This window comes from Nonomuraea sp. NPDC050394, assembly GCF_044459065.1.
GTDB lineage: Bacteria > Actinomycetota > Actinomycetes > Streptosporangiales > Streptosporangiaceae > Nonomuraea.
On record NZ_JBITIO010000031.1, the window covers coordinates 42024 to 57272 of the forward strand.

At 68.2% G+C, this 15249-nt stretch carries 12 protein-coding genes and 2 pseudogenes; 4 read left to right on the forward strand and 10 right to left on the reverse strand.

The window, feature by feature from the left end:
* Positions 1–65: 65 nt before the first annotated feature.
* The 6 genes and pseudogenes from ligA to ACIBKY_RS53935 form a co-directional block, all read right to left on the reverse strand.
* Entirely contained in the window at positions 66–2153 is a 2088-nt protein-coding gene (gene ligA / locus ACIBKY_RS53910; RefSeq protein ID WP_397110282.1) for an NAD-dependent DNA ligase LigA, read from the reverse strand.
* 47 nt (positions 2154–2200) lie between these two features.
* The gene (locus ACIBKY_RS53915; protein ID WP_397110304.1) at positions 2201–2590 is read right to left on the reverse strand and encodes a hypothetical protein; all 390 of its coding nucleotides are present in this window, start codon (positions 2588–2590) and stop codon (positions 2201–2203) included.
* A pseudogene (locus tag ACIBKY_RS53920) lies at positions 2582–4137 on the reverse strand (GTP-binding protein); the annotation flags it as partial. The pseudogene ACIBKY_RS53920 and the gene ACIBKY_RS53915, both read right to left, overlap by 9 nt.
* A 139-nt stretch (positions 4138–4276) precedes the next feature.
* Entirely contained in the window at positions 4277–5098 is an 822-nt protein-coding gene (locus tag ACIBKY_RS53925) for a CDP-alcohol phosphatidyltransferase family protein (protein WP_397110284.1), read from the reverse strand.
* On the reverse strand, positions 5079–6167 hold the full coding sequence (locus ACIBKY_RS53930; RefSeq protein ID WP_397110286.1) for a CU044_5270 family protein: 1089 nt from the start codon (positions 6165–6167) through the stop codon (positions 5079–5081). Before ACIBKY_RS53930 ends, ACIBKY_RS53925 begins: the two co-directional genes overlap by 20 nt.
* Positions 6160–6732, reverse strand: a complete 573-nt coding sequence (locus tag ACIBKY_RS53935) for an RNA polymerase sigma factor (RefSeq protein ID WP_397110288.1) — start codon at positions 6730–6732, stop codon at positions 6160–6162. The genes ACIBKY_RS53930 and ACIBKY_RS53935 overlap by 8 nt, the downstream gene beginning before the upstream one ends.
* Before the next feature lie 205 nt (positions 6733–6937).
* Here ACIBKY_RS53935 and ACIBKY_RS53940 point away from each other — a divergent pair, with 205 nt between their 5' ends.
* The gene (locus tag ACIBKY_RS53940) at positions 6938–8065 is read left to right on the forward strand and encodes a serine hydrolase domain-containing protein (protein ID WP_397110290.1); all 1128 of its coding nucleotides are present in this window, start codon (positions 6938–6940) and stop codon (positions 8063–8065) included.
* Positions 8066–8211: 146 nt separating this feature from the next.
* On the opposite strand, the gene ACIBKY_RS53945 is transcribed toward ACIBKY_RS53940, so the two are convergent.
* Positions 8212–8949 (reverse strand): hypothetical protein, encoded by a 738-nt coding sequence (locus ACIBKY_RS53945; RefSeq protein WP_397110292.1) that lies wholly within the window; start codon positions 8947–8949, stop codon positions 8212–8214.
* Positions 8950–9125: 176 nt separating this feature from the next.
* Positions 9126–9887 (reverse strand): MerR family transcriptional regulator, encoded by a 762-nt coding sequence (locus ACIBKY_RS53950; protein WP_397110294.1) that lies wholly within the window; start codon positions 9885–9887, stop codon positions 9126–9128.
* A gap of 274 nt (positions 9888–10161) precedes the next feature.
* Here ACIBKY_RS53950 and ACIBKY_RS53955 point away from each other — a divergent pair.
* Positions 10162–10503: pseudogene (locus ACIBKY_RS53955) on the forward strand (radical SAM protein); the annotation flags it as partial.
* Here the strand turns inward: ACIBKY_RS53955 and fxsT are convergent.
* Entirely contained in the window at positions 10457–12442 is a 1986-nt protein-coding gene (gene fxsT / locus ACIBKY_RS53960; RefSeq protein WP_397110296.1) for an FxSxx-COOH system tetratricopeptide repeat protein, read from the reverse strand. The pseudogene ACIBKY_RS53955 and the gene fxsT overlap by 47 nt on opposite strands.
* Positions 12443–12668: 226 nt before the next feature.
* On the opposite strand from fxsT, the gene fxsA reads away from it, so the two are divergent.
* The gene (gene fxsA / locus ACIBKY_RS53965) at positions 12669–12884 is read left to right on the forward strand and encodes an FxSxx-COOH cyclophane-containing RiPP peptide (RefSeq protein ID WP_397110298.1); all 216 of its coding nucleotides are present in this window, start codon (positions 12669–12671) and stop codon (positions 12882–12884) included.
* On the opposite strand, the gene ACIBKY_RS53970 is transcribed toward fxsA, so the two are convergent.
* Positions 12852–13304 carry a hypothetical protein gene (locus tag ACIBKY_RS53970; RefSeq protein WP_397110300.1) on the reverse strand — a complete coding sequence of 151 codons (453 nt, stop codon included), beginning with the start codon at positions 13302–13304 and terminating at the stop codon, positions 12852–12854. The genes fxsA and ACIBKY_RS53970 overlap by 33 nt on opposite strands.
* Before the next feature lie 91 nt (positions 13305–13395).
* Between ACIBKY_RS53970 and ACIBKY_RS53975 the strand changes: the two genes are divergently transcribed.
* Positions 13396–14517, forward strand: a complete 1122-nt coding sequence (locus tag ACIBKY_RS53975) for a DUF4062 domain-containing protein (RefSeq protein ID WP_397110302.1) — start codon at positions 13396–13398, stop codon at positions 14515–14517.
* Positions 14518–15249: the final 732 nt, after the last annotated feature.

Sequence of the window (15249 nt, forward strand, 5' to 3'; positions counted from 1 at the left end):
CCGGAGCCCTTGGGAACTGGTCTCTCCCCCTGGCAAACCCCTTTCATCAGATTGGGAACTGCTCCCTACCCCGAGTAAACCCCTTCCACCAGAGCGGCAAACTCCTCGGGCGACATGACCCGCACGCCCAGCGATTCGGCCTTGGTCCGCTTGGACCCGGCCTTCTCCCCCGCCACCAGCAACGACGTCTTGGCCGAGACGCTCGACGACGACTTGCCGCCCGCGCGTTCGATCAGCTCGTTCATCTGGTTGCGCGACAGCGACTCCAGAGCTCCGGACATCGCCCCGGTCACCACCACCGTCATTCCGGCCAGCGGCCCCTGCTCGGCCTGGCTCTCCGTCGCGCCCTCCTCCGCGGCGGTGCCGGGCGGGGTGGCGCCGGGCTCGGTCATGTTGACGCCCGCCTGGACCAGCTTGTCGATCAGCGGCGCCAGCTCCAGGAGCTCGGCCACCACCACCGGCGCCTTCTCCGGGCCGATGCCCTCGACCTGCTGGATCGCCTCGGCGTCGGCGGCTCGGATGGCCTCCATCGTGGCGAAGTGCCGGGCGATGCGGCGGCTCATCGAGCGACCCGTGCCGCGTACGCCCAGCGCGCAGAACACGCGGCTCAGCGGCCTGGCCTTGGCCTGCTCGATGGCGGCCAGGAGGTTGTCGGTGCTGGTCTCGCCCATCCTTTCCAGGCCGAGCACCTGCTCGCGGGTCAGGAAGAACAGGTCGGCGAAGTCGGTGATGAACCCGGCGTCGAGCAGTTGCCGGATGCGCTGCTCGGCCAGCGTCTCGATGTCGAGCTGGTCGCGGCCGGCGGCGTACTGGATGGAGGCGATCGCGCGGCAGGCGCGGCCCCGCACGCACCGCCAGCGCTCCTGCGAGGCGTCGATCGCGTCGCCGCACGACGGGCAGACCTCCGGGATGGCGATCGGCCGCTCCTCGCCGGTGCGCAGGTGCACGACGGGGGCCTCGACGCGCGGGATCACGTCGCCCGCCTTGTAGACGACGACCGAGTCGCCGAGCATCAGGCCGCGGCGGGCGATGTCGGCCGGGTTGTGGAGGGTGGCGTAGGTGACGATGGAGCCGTCGAGCTCGACCGGCTCCAGCACGGCGCGCGGCGCGATGATGCCCGTGCGCCCGGTGTTCCACTCCACCGCGATCAGCTTGGTGATCTTCTCGGTGGCGGGCAGTTTGTAGGCGATGGCCCAGCGCGGGGCGCGCGAGCTGAAGCCCGCCGCCGCCTGGTCGCCGGCCAGGTCGCACTTGATCACGATGCCGTCGATGCCGAAGGGCAGGTCGGCGCGGGCCGCGGCGATCTGCTCGACGCGCTCCTGGACCCGCTCCAGGCTGTGGGCCACGACGCCGGCGACCGGGGTGGCGGCCGTGGTCTGGACGCCCTGGGCGGCCACCCACTCCATGACCTGGCTGTGCGGCAGCTCGCGCAGGCGGACGGCCAGCTCGGAGGCGTCGTCGGGGGTGGGCAGCGCGCCGTAGCCGAAGAACGTCAGCTCGCAGGTGTAGGGGCGGTCCTGGGCGCGCAGCGTGCCGGCGGCGGCGCTGCGCGGGTTGGCGAAGGTGGTGCCGTCGTGGGCCTGGCGCTTGGCGCAGGCGTCCTCGAACTGCGCGGCGGTCATCATGACCTCGCCGCGCAGCTCGACCGTGACCGGCTCGGCCAGCCGCTCGGGCAGTCCGACGATGGTGCCGGCGGCGTGGCTGACGTCCTCGCCCGCCGTGCCGTCGCCGCGGGTGATGAGCTGGACCAGGCGGCCCCTGCGGTAGCGGGCGGCGATCGCCAGGCCGTCGAGCTTGGGCTCCACGCTCCACTCCGCGACCGGCCTGCCGATCCTGCGCTCGACCGAGGCGGCCCACTCGGCCAGCTGCTCGGCGCCGAAGACGTTGTCCAGGCTGAGCATGGGCACGCTGTGCGGCACGTCGCCGACCACGGCGCCGCCCGCCACCTTGCCCGTGGGCGAGTCGGCCAGCACCTCGTCGGGATGCTCCTCCTCGTAGGCCACGATGCCGCGCAGCAGCCGGTCGTAGGAGTCGTCGTCGAGCGTGGAGGTGCCGTCGGCGTAGTAGGCCGCGGAGGCGTCGAGTGCCAGCTGCACCGCCTCCGCGTAGGCGGTGTGGTCGGCGATGAGGGTGAGGGGAGGCGCGTCGCTCATAGGTTCATCATGCCGGTCACCACTGACATTTCCACGCCCTGAGCTGCTCAGACCCTCCGTTCCACGTGCAGCAGGTACTCCTTGCGGTTGAGCGGGTTGTGGTCGGTCCGCTCGCGCTCGGGCGGCGCGCCGGAGACCGCGTGGTGGCGTTCGAAGGAGCTCTCCAGCACGCCCTCGCCGCGGGTGAGCGCGGGCAGTTGCCGCTGCAGCTCGTGCACCCTGGCCGCGGGGATCTCTCCCTCGATCACGCCCTCGCTCTGCGTCCTGGGTACGGCCCGCAGCCGCGCCAGCAACGGCAGCACCGGTCCCAGCGCGTCGGCCGGGATCTCCAGCCGGAAGCGGTGCAGCGGCTCGCACACCCGCGTGCCCGCCCGCCTGAGCGCGCTCATCAGCACCAGCGGCGTCAGCCCCCTGAAGTCCGCCCCGGTGCTCGACATGCTCTTGTCGAAGCTCTGGTGCGCGTGGCTCTGGCGCGGGTAGTAGCCGGAGTGCGTCATCGTGACCGTGCAGTCCACGACCTGCCAGCCGCGCAGCCCCTGCCGTAGCGTCTCGTGGACGGTGTCCTCGACCGCCTTGAAGAACGCGTACGGCATGTCGCCCAGCGAGATCCCCAGCCGGAACTCCACCCCGCTCCCGACCGGCGCCGGATCCACGCGCAGCCCGACCGTGGCCAGGAAGGGATTGGGGGCCTTGGCGATGAACTCGACCGCCGAACCGGTGCCGATGGGGCGTTCGACGCAGATCGTGGTGGTCTCGCGGAAGGTGACCGCGAGACCGAACTCGTCGGCCAGCGTGGCCTCGATGACCTCCTTCTGCACCTCGCCGTAGAGGGACAGGAAGATCTCCTGCCGCAGGTCGTCCTGGCGCAGGTTGATCAGCGGGTCCTGCTCGGCGAGCTGGGCGAGCGCGGCGCGCAGGGTGCCCTTCTCCGACGGTCGCGCGGGGATGACGACCGTCTCCAGGGAGGGCGGGGCGAAGTGGTGGGCGTCCGCGCCGGGCGCCGCCTCACCGACGCGGTCGCCGATCCTGATGTCGTCCAGGCCCCAGAGCTTGGCGATCTGGCCCGCGCGCGCCTCCTGCCGGGGGATCGCCGCGCCGCTTTCGAAGGCGGCGATCGCGGTCACCTTGCCCTCCCGCCCGGTGCGGAAGGGCAGCTTGTCGCGCACCCGCACGGCGCCGGTGAACAGCCGGGCGTAGGCGATCTTCTCCCCCGCCGGGCCGCGTTCGATCTTGAAGACGGTGCCGGAGACCGGGGCGTCCGCCGCGCCTTCGGCGGCCGGGAGCAGTTCGCGGATGCCATCGCTCAGCTCCGCGACACCGGCGCCGGTGATGGCCGAGCCGAAGAAGACGGGGTGGACCAGGGCACCGGCGGTCTGGGCCGCCAGCTCGCGGCGCAGGCGGTCCTCCGGGACGGCGTCGGCCACGTACGCGGCCAGCAGCGCCTCGTCGTTGTCGGCCAGCACGTCGGCTCCGCCGTACGCGCGATGGAAGGAGGCGGCGGGGGTGCCGAGGTCGCGCGCGGTCCCCAGCGGGATGGCGGCGGGGGTGAGCCGTTCGGTGATCTGGCGCAGGACGGCGTCGGTCCGGGCGCCGCGGCGGTCGATCTTGTTGACGAACAGGATCGTCGGGATGCGCAGGCGCTTGAGCGTGCGCATGAGCACGCGGGTCTGGGCCTGCACGCCCTCCACGCCGGAGATCACCAGCACGGCGCCGTCGAGCACGCTCAGGACCCGCTCCACCTCGGCGATGAAGTCGGGGTGGCCGGGGGTGTCGATCAGGTTGACGGTGACGTCGCCGATCGCGAAGGACACGACCGCGGACTTGATCGTGATGCCGCGGCGGCGTTCGAGAGCGAGCGAGTCGGTCTGGGTGCTGCCGTCGTCGACGCTGCCGATCTCGTCGATGACCCGGCGGCGTAGAGAAGCCGCTCGGTCAGGCTGGTCTTACCGGCGTCTACATGCGCCAAAATCCCCAAGTTGAGCATTCTCACGAAGCGTCATGTCCCTAGAAGAGGTGAAATTTACCTTTTGTGGAAACATGTACGCTTCGCGCATCTGGGACTCCATGAGGTGGGCGGCTGTCCGTCCGAGTAGAGCAGACGGCCGGCCCCGCTCTCAACGCAATTAACCCCCTGCTCTCATGCCGGTCAGCGCCTTGGTCAGGTCACGCGAGGACAGCCAGAGCTTGTACATGATCGCCACCTCGAAGACCAGCAGCAGGCCCGCCGCGGCCAGCGTGACGGGCACGACCAGTCCCAGCAGCGGCCCCACGATGAACACCGCCATCTGGAACTCGATGCCGCTCATCAGGTGCGTGCGCACCCGATGGTCGCGCAGCCAGTCGCGCGCCACCAGATACCAGGAGAAGCGGCTGCGGAAGCCGCGCTGCAGGTCGATCAGCTCCTCCGGCTCCACGTCGTGCTCCTCGTCCGCGCCGCCGATCGCCTCGTCGAGCTGGCGGCGCATCGCGCGGCGGACCTTCGCCACCTGGAAGGCGTCGACGTAGCGCAGCATGTCGAGGAAGACCACCACGATGCCGAGGATCAGGTAGAGGTCCTGGCCGGTCAGCCGGTACTGCCCCCACATGAGCGCCACGGCGCAGGCCAGCACCCGGATCCGGTCGAAGACGTAGTCGAGCCAGCCGCCGAAGACCGTCCCGGTCCCCTTGAGCCGCGCGATCTTGCCGTCGACGCAGTCCAGGACGAAGCTCAGGTGGTACAGGACCGCCCCGGCCGCCAGCCAGCTCCAGTCGCCCATGACGAAGCAGGCCGCCGACCCCAGCCCGAGCGCGAACGCCGCCCACGTGACCTGGTTCGGGGTGATCGAGGTGCGGTTGGCCGCGGCCACCACCAGCCGCCCTGCCAGCGGATCGACCAGGAACACCGTCCACCACGCGTCGCGCGGCTTGTACGTGCGCTCCCTGACCTCAGTCAGTGTGAATGCCATCGCCAACCTCCGCGCTCTCCCAGTCCGGTTCCTCGTCCGTCCAGCCGATCTGCTGGTAGGCGGTGAACGAGCTGACCTCCACGCTCTGGCCGTCGGCCAGCCGCCCCACGCCCTTGGTCTCGTTGGCCAGAGGGAAGCCGCTGTCCGGATCGACCACGAAGCGGGCATCGCTGACCTGCCCCTCCGGCCGGTTGACCTGGTAGCGAAGCGCCTGTCCCGTACGGCCCAGCGGATCGGTCACCTCTCCCTCCGCCGTCATCCCCGGCAGCGAGGCCATCACCTGGTACGCGGAGGCGCGTACCTCCGGCGAGACCGGCAGCCCGGACAGGATCTCCATGCAGCTCTTGCGCAGCCGGGAATCCAGCTCCCGCGGGCCGACCGCGCCGATCTTCGCCTCCAGGTACGAGCGCAGCGGCGCCGCGCCCGCCGGGATCCTGCTGACCTCGTCCCAGTTGACCGGCTCCTTCGGCGCTCCGCCCACCCGCGCGCCCGGCGCCGACTGCACGGTCTCGCCCGCGCCGATGAAGCCCATGCCGGTGACGTCGTCCGGGTAGCGCCAGCTCACCGGGCCGCCCGCCGCCTGCCAGGCCAGCTTGTCCTTCTCCGAGGCCGGCCGGGCGCCCAGGTACTGGTTGAACGACCCGCTCCGCCCGCCCGCCGCCCGGGTCAGCCAGGTCTCGCTGGCCGAGTCGCGGCGCAGCACGTACCGGCGATCAGGGCTGACGATCAGCTTGCCGGTGACCGTGCGCGCCCGCCAGTAGTCGCCGTCCGACGGCGTCCTGGCCATGGCCGTCGCCGCGGCGAGCAGGATCTGCCGCGCGGTCGGCGCGGTGGAGGCGGTGGTCGGATCGGGAGTCAGCAGGACCAGGTCGTCCGAGGGCATGATGACCGCCACCCCCAGCGCGGTGGCGAGCGCGGCGGCGACCATGCCGGTACGCAGCGGCGTGACCCACCTCCTGGGCCGGCGCGACAGCGCGTCGCTCAGGCGCGCGCGGCCTTTGTCGGTCGTCTCCCGGGTGGGGCCTGGAGCGGAGAGCAGATCGCGCACCGCGGTCAGGTCGTCATCCATCGGAGCCTCCGATCATGGGATTGGTTCCGCCCAGGGCCGCGCGTAACTTCTTGCGGGCCCGGTTGAGGCGGGATCCGACGGTCCCGAAAGGAATGTCGAGCACCTGGGCGACCTCCTCGTAGCTGAGATCGGCCAGCGCGATGAGGAGCAGCACGTCGCGGTCCCCATGGGACAGGCGCTCCAGCGCCGACGCGAGCCGCCCCTGTGCGTTCGCGGCGGCGACCCGCGTGGTCACCCTGTCCTCGGGACCGTCGTCGGCCAATGCGTCCACCGGGGCGCGCTGGAAGGCGGCCAGCCGGCGGGTCTCACTCCTGCGGTGCTGGGCGAGGAGCTTGGTGGCGATCCCGTACAGCCACGGCCGTACGGCGCCGCGGGCGGCGTCGTAGGTCCGCCGCTTCCGGAAGGCGACGAGAAACGTCTCGGCGGCCAGGTCGTCGGCGATGTGCGGGCCGAGCCGGCCGGCGAGATAGCGGTAGATCTCGTCGAAGTACCGGTCGTAGAGCACCGCGAACACGTCCGGGCGGCGCCACGACTGCTCGATGAGTGCCGCGTCATCGACTGTCACAGGCACGTCCGGGGGAGCGGCCATTCGCATGGTGTCCCTTCTTTGGGTTACACCCTGTATTCCGCCGAACCCCGGATTCGCCTTCACACTTTTTTAACGCCGGGTCTGCCCGGCTGAGCGCCCTCCAGTTGCGTACATGGTACCCAGTAGCCTAGCCTCGCAATAGCGTACAACGTACCCAATGAGACGGCCAGGAGGGCATAAAGTGTCGCAAAACACCCACGAAGAGATCCAGCAGATCCTGGACCGGGCCGTGGCCGAGGACGGCATCCCCGGCGTCGTCGCCGAGGTTCACGACACCGACGGAATGTGGTTCGGCACCGCGGGAGTGGCCGACCTCGCCACCGGGCGGAGCCGCCAACTGGGCGAGCACCTCCACATCGGCAGCTCCGGCAAGGCCTTCACCGCCGCCACCGTGCTCACCCTGGCGGCCGAAGGCAGGCTGAGCCTCGACGACCCGGTGAACACCTGGCTGCCCGGCGTCATGGAGACGGGTGGCTACGACGGCGACAAGATCACCATCCGGCATCTGCTCAACCACACCGGCGGCCTGTTCCTCACCGGCCTGGCGCCCGAACTGCAGCACAGCATGGTCACCCAGCCGACCCGCGTCTGGACCACCTCCGAACTGGTGAAGCTCGCGGTCTCCCAGCCACCGGCCGGCGAGCCGGGCGAGCAGTTCGTCTACTCCAACGGCGGCTACTACCTGGCCGGCGCGATCATCGAGAAGGCCACCGGCAACACCTACGCCGCCGAAGTCGAACGCGCGGTCATCCGGCCACTCGACCTGACCCACACCCACGTACGGCCCGCCGACGCCACCGGCTATCCCGACCCCCATCCCGCTGCCTACATCACCGGCGCGCTCAAGGACGGCGTCGACCCGGCGACGCTCACCGCCGAGAACTGGGCGTCAATGATCGACCACGACAATCCCCCCACCGACGTCACCGCGCTCAACACCTCATGGGGCTGGGCGGCCGGCGGCATCGTCTCCACCACCGAAGACCTGACCCGCTTTCTCCGGGCGATCGCGACCGGCGGCCTGCTGCCACCGGCTCAGCACCACGAGATGTGGACCATGGTCACCAACGGCGGCGTCGTCTGGCTGCCCCACGCCCGCTATGGCCTGGGCGTGATCGAGTTCGACAGCGCGGGCATGGACGGCCTGACCGTGCGCGGCGTCAGCGGCACCCTCCCGGGATCCTTCACCCTCGCACTGAGCACCGACGACGGCCGGCGGAGCGTCGCCATCCACACCAACATCGAACCGAAGACCCTGGACCTCCCCATCAAGATCATCAAGGCGGTGTACGGCGTCGCCCTCGCCTGACCTGGGGGTTCGCGGGCCGTCCGCCGGAACTTCGGCCTGGACACGCGCCGATCCGGGTGGTGGGCCGGGCACGGCGCCGGCCCACCGTCGTCCATCTACTCGTGTCCCGAGCCCGTCGCGGCCGCCTGTGCGTACCCCGGGCTCACCTACTTCTGGCCGCCGGGGCGGGTGTCGAGGGGATCCAGGTTCTGCTTTTCGGGGTAGCCGGGGGCCTTGCCGAAGCGGACGGTGTCGCCCTCACGGTTGAACCAGCCCTTGAAACGCCAATTGATGAAACCGCCGTCGCCGGGGTTGACGAGCGTCTCGGCCGTGTCGAAGACGTAGACGGAGTAGACATGGGCGGGAGCGAACTTCTTGCGGGTTTCGGGGTTGGTGCCGCCGAGCCCCCAGTGGCACAGCGTCAGCTTGGCCGCCGGTTCGCTCTGGACGAGGCTGCCGCCCCAGTCATGCTTCTTGAAGTAGGCGCTGCCGTTGCCCGCGCTGGGTGCGATGGTTTTGCCGTCGTAGGTGAGGCCCTGGTAGAGGACGGCGATGTTCCACCGGCCGCCGGAGGCCTTGTCCGCGGCGGCGAGGGCTTCCTCGGTGAACTTCTCGCGCCGGCCGTCCATTCCGGTCTCCTCGACGATCATGGAGATGAGACCGCCGATCGCCTCTCCGGCGCTCATCATGCCGTTGGAGCCGCCCCCGCCCTTGCCGTGCTTGCCGTTGGGGTTCCACTGGTTGGCGGCGGGGTTGACCGGCAGGAACGGCGAACCGGCGCGGCCCTCCTGGCACGGGTACTTGTCGTAGCCGGCCGCGGCCGAAGCCGCCGGCGCGGCCACGAGCATCGAGCCCGCCACCACGACGGCGGCTCCGGCGACCGCGAGCTTGCTGGTGATCGTCATGAATCATCTCCCTCGATCGGACACTGACCGGCAGACCGTAACGACGGGAGATAGACAGCCTGTGACAGAGAGATAAATCCGGCTGGGATACGACCACGACCACGCACGGATCGGCTGCCGAGGACGGGGAGATCATGGCGCGGGTGACGGCTGGGCCGAACAGCCGTTGTCTCAGGTCAGGCGGTGTGCCGTGCCGCGTTGGCGTGGATGGCGTCCCGTATGTACTGGGTCAGCCCCTCGGCCAGCGGCTCGTAGTTGGCCGCGAACCGGGGGTCGGCCACGTACATGTCGCCGAGCCCGCGGTGGATCTCGTAGGTGCAGTCGTAGCACCAGCGGGTGAGGTGCTGCCGGTGTTCCTCGGCCAGGTCCATGGCTCGCGGGCCGTCGGCGGGCGCGCCCGCCTCGTACGCCTCGGCCAGCGCCCGTGCCACGGCCCCGCCCTCCTCGGTGAACCTCACCCAGTCGGCCTTCGTCATGTTCGCCATGCGCGTGCGGGACTGCTCGTAGGCCGTGCTGCCGCCCCAGCGCCGCTCCGCCTCCTCGGCGTGGTCCTCGGGGCGGAAGTCCCCGAACACCTCGAAGCGCTCCTCGGGCGTCAGGTTGATGCCCATCGTCCGTGCCTCCATCTCCTTCTCGATGGCCGCGGTCAAGTTCTTGAGCCGCTCGATGCGCCGCACGAGCAGTCCGTGCTGGCGCCGCAGGTGCGTCATCGCGCTCGCGTCCGGCCGGTCGAGGATGACCGCGATCTCCTCCAGGGGGAACCCGAGCTCGCGGTAGAACAGCACCTGCTGGAGCCGGTCCAGGTCGGACTCGGTGTACCTGCGGTACCCCGCCGCCGTGCGCTCACCCGGGCTGAGCAGCCCGATCTCGTCGTAGTGGTGGAGCGCGCGCACGGTGACACCGGCGAGCCTGGCGACCTGGCCGACCGAGTAGCTCATGTCAGCAGTCTGCGGCCTCACGCTACGTGAGGGTCAACAGCGAAGGACATCGCGCCGCCGTACCTGACGGCCGTGGTTTACGCGCGGCGGGCGGCGGTGATAACGATGCGTCCAAAGTGGTACAGGGGTAAGGTTCGGCCACGTGTCATCCTCGAATGGAGACTGGCTGGGCGACGCGAAGCCCCAGGTCACGGCGCCGTGGCCTTTGTGTCAGTTCGTCCTAAAAATACATAGTAGATGTGACCTGAGGTGCGATTATTGTTATGTCTACGAAATGGCCGACCAGAGCTGGAAAGACCAGCCGCGTCGGATTTCGAAAGACGTCATCGCACACACGGCTTCCCGGATCGCCGAACACGCCCACGCGCACCGGCTGCCTTCCGTCCATCTGATCCTGCACGGCGGGGAGCCGCTGCTGGCCGGTGCCGATCACATCGCCCACGCCGTGCGCTCCGTCCGGCGGGCTCTGGGCCCGGATGTCCGGCTCAACGTCAGCCTGCAGACGAACGGGATGCGTCTCGACGAGACCTACCTGAAACTGTTCGACGACCTCGGGATCCGCGTCGGCGTCAGCCTGGACGGCGGCGCCGACGATCACGACCGGCACCGGCGGCGCCGCGACGGGCGCGGCAGCCACGCGACCGTGTCCGCCGCACTCGGGCTGCTCTCCGCAGCACGTTGGACAGGTTGCTCGCCGCCGCGACGGTCTCCGGGTGGTGGTCGCCCATGATGCGCTGCAGGCGGGAGTGAACGTCCTTGGCGAGTTCGAGCGATCCGTCGAAGTCACCCGCCCTGCGCTTGGCGATCGACAGGTCGCGGGCCGTGCGCAGCGTCCACAGATGCTCGGCGCCGAGTTCCTGAACCCCGTAGGCGTAGGCGTCCTCGCCGAGGTCGACCGCCTCTCGCGAGTCGCCCGTCAGCCGGACGGCCCTGGCCAGGCCGTTCCAGCTGTTGAGGACGTCGGCCTCGCCGATCCGCTCCCCGCTCTCGCTCTGCTTGCGGTGCACGGTGTCGTGCAGGGCCCTGGCCGCCTGGTAGTCGCCGTTGAGCCCGTAGTCGATGGCCAGGTTGTTCATGATCTGCAGGGTCGCCGCCGCCTGCTCGCCGAACGCGGTCGTGTGCTGGGACTGCAGCCTCTCGTCCAGTTCCTGCGCCGCCGACCAGTCCCCCATGGCCCGCAGGTCGGCCGCGAACCCGCTGCTGAGCACCAGCGTCTCGCGGTGCTCGGGCCCCAGCACCTCGGTCATCTTGGTCAGCGTGGCACTGTCGAGATCGTAGGCGGCACGGTATTCGCCCAGCTCGCGGACGATCCCGCCAAGGTGGCGCTGGGCGATCAGCACGTCCGGATGATCCGGCCCCGACACCTCGGCCCACCGCCGTACGAACTGCTCGGCGAACGAGCGCGCGGACTGGTAGCTGCCCGACCGGTAGAGGTAGTAGATGACGTCGCGCGCCATGCCCCGCACCGCCGGATCGGGGCAGTCCTCCACCTGCGACGGCAGGATGTGCGCGATCAGCTCGTTGTAGCGCTGCCAGCTGGCCGTCTCGTCGGGCATTCTCGGGGCGGCGCCGGCCAGCAGGAGATGCACCTCGTGCCGGAACCGGCTGCGTTCGTCCTCGTCCAGCTCGTCCCGCAGAAGCGCCTGGACCAGACGGTGCACCTGGATCGTACGTGCCTGCGAGTCGATGGCCGCCAGCGCGAACCTGCCCAGCTCCCTGATCGCCCTGGTCAGCAGGATCGTGTCGCCGAAGATGCCGCTCAACCTCAGGTCGGACGCCTGGTGACCGGCCCGGCGGAAGACGTCGCGCGGGATCGGCTCAGGGCCGAAGAACGCGCAGCAGCGCAGCACGTCGACGGCTTCGGGAAGCTTGCTGCGCAACTGCCCCACCGAGAGCGCCCAGGCGGCGGTCATGGGCATCGGGTACTCCGACGGCTTGCTCTCCGAGAGCAGGGCGCTGGTCTGCTCCTTCAGCAGCCGCAGGTAGTCGTCCACCGAGATGCCGGTCTCGACGTGCAGCGCGCCCGCCTGCTCCAGGGCGAGAGGAAGATCACCCAGCTGCTCCGCCAGCCGGTCCGCGTCACTGTCGGACAGCGACGCCCGCCGGGACAGGAACTCCACGCTCTCCTCGCGGCGGAAGACGTCCACCGGCACGGTGTCGACGATGCCCTGCCAGCGGTGGTTGCGCGAGGTGATGATCACCTGGCCGGGCCCGCGCGGGATGAGGTCGCTGATCTCCTCCGGCTGGTCGGCGTTGTCGAAGACCAACAGCCATCGGTCGTACGGCTCGCCGCGCCGCAGGGCGTCGAGCACCGCGTCCGCGGCGTCCTCGGCCCCGCTTCTGGTCGCGGCCTGCAGCCCCAGGTGCGGCGCCAGGCCCGCCAGCGACGACTTGACCAGGACGGGCTGGTCGGCGGGAATCCACCAGACCACGTCGTACTCGGACCGGAACCGGTGGGCGTACTCGACCGCGAGCTGTGTCTTGCCCACGCCGCCCAGCCCGTGCAGGGCGTGCGGGACCACGGCGGTCACCTCGGTGGACAGGCCCGCGTGCAACCGCTCCAGCAGGATGGACCGACCGGTGAAGTTGACGTTGCGGGGCGGGATCTTGCCCCAGATCTCGGGAATCCGCCCAGCTGGCCGTTAACCTGATATCACGCTTCCGAGGCGGGGACCGTCCACCCAGTAATAGAGGCTGAGCCCTTCCAGCTCCTAGGACGCATTTGCCGTATCACTATGGTTATCCTCTTGCCGACAGAGTTCCGGATCGTAAGGGGCTTCAATGAGCGATGAGCAGGCCGGGCCAGGCCTAGTCGATGTGAGTGACTTGTCCCTGGTCGAACTCGACAAACTGGACAAGTCAGCACTTTCCCATGCTCTGCGCACATTGATGCGTGTGGGCGAAGATGCGATGGGGCCGATCTCCGGGTTCAGCCAGAGCATCGATGGCCACAACGCGCCCAGTTCACGCCACGACCACACATATCAACAACAGTGACAGCCCATAGACCCCGATGGCGAAGTGCAGGGCCACCCACAGCCGATGAAGGCGGATGCGATGCATTCGGGGGAAGGCGCGATAGTGATCAGCGCGTGCTTCTACCAACCTCTCATCAGTGCCCAGCACTCCACGCTCCGCGAGGTCTTTGGTCAAAGCACGCGCCTGAGACAGATGGTAGGAAGCTCTCTCGTAGTACTTTGAGACAGCGACGACGCCATACAGGCCAGCCAGCGAGATAAAGACACACAGGGGCAGGACGTACAGCGAGAAGCGCTGCTGAACGATCAGAGCGCTCAAGGCGGCCGTGATTACAATCAGCAGGTTGCTAAGCGTCGAGCGCTGAGTCTCGCACTGGCGTAACTGTTCCCGATGTTCCTTCCAGTAGGCGCGTATCGCTTCATCCGAGATCTCGGCCATTGACTCCGCCTCACCTGCATCCGGATACCATGTGCTGCACGAACCGCCATGGTTCACAAAGTGAAACCTCGACCAGTGGAGACATCATATCGTGAGGGTCTTTATCAGCAGCGTACGGAAGGGCTTGGAGGAAGAACGCGACTCCCTCCCTGGCTTGATCACCGCGCTGGGCCATATCCCAGTGCGCTTCGAAGACTTCTCAGCCCAGACCACTCCCAGCAGAGAGGCATGTCTGGCCGCTCTGGAGTCCGCAGATGCCTGTCTGTTTCTCTTGGGTGCCGACTATGGTCATGTGTTCCCGGAAACTGGACGGTCGGCCACGCATGACGAATGGGTGCACGCGCAACGCCTGGGGAAGCCACGACTGGTCTTCCGTAAGAACGGTGTGAGACTCGGGCCCGATCAGCACAAATTCATGCGCATCGTTGAGGCGTACGCGACGGGTGTGTTTCGGGACTCCTTCTCCAGCAGCATGGAGCTTCAGACCAAGGTCGTCAAAGGCTTGCGCGAGCTGGATTCAAAACCATCTCCCCTAGAATTCAGAAGATTGACTCAGCAGCCTTCCCTAATCTGGATCGCAGATGACGGCAGAGTAAATTCACTTAGTAGCATCCAAGAACCCCTTCTCGAACTACACGTGCTACCCATGGATCACCCTGGATACTCGGCTCGCGAGATGGACCAACTCATTGATTCGCTGATGCGCCGGGTTCGAGGGACCGAATATATCGAGACTAGCCAGGCGCTCAATCTTCTCAGATCCCAGGATCATGCGGCCGTCAGTACCGAGAACGATCAGCGGCGCACAGGGGACAAACCTCAAAATGGAAGAATCAGGGAAGTTCGGTTGCATAAGACGGGGCAGATCTCAGTTCGATCAACTCTCCCCAGAGACCAGATGGGCTCAATTCTGGATCCCAAAGCGCTACCGGAACAGCTCGCTGAGATGCTGCGCTTTACAGGAGCGTTGGGCCTTATCCAACATGGACATGTCGTCGTGGCCGCCGGCGTGCCGTCGGACGGACGCATCAGCGTCGATACCTTTGATCCGCATCGCTCGCGATCCCGTGTTCAGCCATTGGGCTTTGGTCGTTCGGTTGGCATGTATCAGACGAAACCGGACGAATCCGTCAGCCTGGCAGCTTTGGATAATGGAGCTCACGAAGTCGGCAGCGACCTATCCCGAGCACTGTTTGGTCGGCTACCGACGTAGTCATCTGTAACTTCTCTGATCCAGCAAGTCGCTCCGCCCGGTGAACCTCCTTCGCCGGCCTCCTCAAGTGCCGGGCCTCATGGCAGGCGTACCACCCACAATCGTGGTGCTGGATTGGATGCTCCGTGCACCGAGAACCTGCTTGCCCGGCGGGAAGCGACCCTTACTGCAGGGCCCCAGGGCCGGGACCTCTGGCCCACCCACCGGAGTGGGAACATACTTTTGCCCGTCATCAGAGATGGGAGTCCGACCTCGTCTTCACCACCAGGCACGGCACACCCACAGAGCCGCAACCTGAAGCGCTTTCGACGTCCGGTGCAACATGGCAGACGTCCCGCGCATCCTCGTGCACGACACCCGCCGCATCTGCGCCTCACTCCTGGCCGCCCTCGGCGTTTACCCTCGCGTGGCGACGCAGGTCCTCCGCCACAGCCAGATCCCCATGACCATGGACATCCAGACGACAGCCTGCAGACCCCAGCTGTACAAGATCGAAAAAGGCCCTCTGGGATGATCCCGGAGGGCCTTTGAGCTGTGGTGCGGCCGGAGGTACTCGAAACCCCAACCTTCTGATCCGTAGGAAGACGCCCAGCTTGCCTGGCTCATGACCGTGACCCGCGCCGATGTACCCGATCAATGAGGCTTTTCCAACCTGAGCGTGCAGGCCAGAGTGGATGCGCGAGGGTGGGTTGAGAGAAGAGAAGGCTCCCGGTAAGACAGCAGTCGACCAAG

What these genes read in the sequence shown, in the direction of transcription:
- ACIBKY_RS53950 (WP_397110294.1), bottom strand. Translation starts at nt 9,887, where the DNA reads ATGAGCTACTCGGTCGGCCAGGTCGCCAGGCTCGCCGGTGTCACCGTG.
- ACIBKY_RS53925 (WP_397110284.1), bottom strand. Translation starts at nt 5,098, where the DNA reads ATGGCATTCACACTGACTGAGGTCAGGGAGCGCACGTACAAGCCGCGC.
- ACIBKY_RS53945 (WP_397110292.1), bottom strand. Translation starts at nt 8,949, where the DNA reads ATGACGATCACCAGCAAGCTCGCGGTCGCCGGAGCCGCCGTCGTGGTG.
- ligA (WP_397110282.1), bottom strand. Translation starts at nt 2,153, where the DNA reads ATGAGCGACGCGCCTCCCCTCACCCTCATCGCCGACCACACCGCCTAC.
- ACIBKY_RS53915 (WP_397110304.1), bottom strand. Translation starts at nt 2,590, where the DNA reads ATGTCGAGCACCGGGGCGGACTTCAGGGGGCTGACGCCGCTGGTGCTG.
- ACIBKY_RS53930 (WP_397110286.1), bottom strand. Translation starts at nt 6,167, where the DNA reads ATGGATGACGACCTGACCGCGGTGCGCGATCTGCTCTCCGCTCCAGGC.
- fxsA (WP_397110298.1), top strand. Translation starts at nt 12,669, where the DNA reads ATGAGCGATGAGCAGGCCGGGCCAGGCCTAGTCGATGTGAGTGACTTG.
- ACIBKY_RS53970 (WP_397110300.1), bottom strand. Translation starts at nt 13,304, where the DNA reads ATGGCCGAGATCTCGGATGAAGCGATACGCGCCTACTGGAAGGAACAT.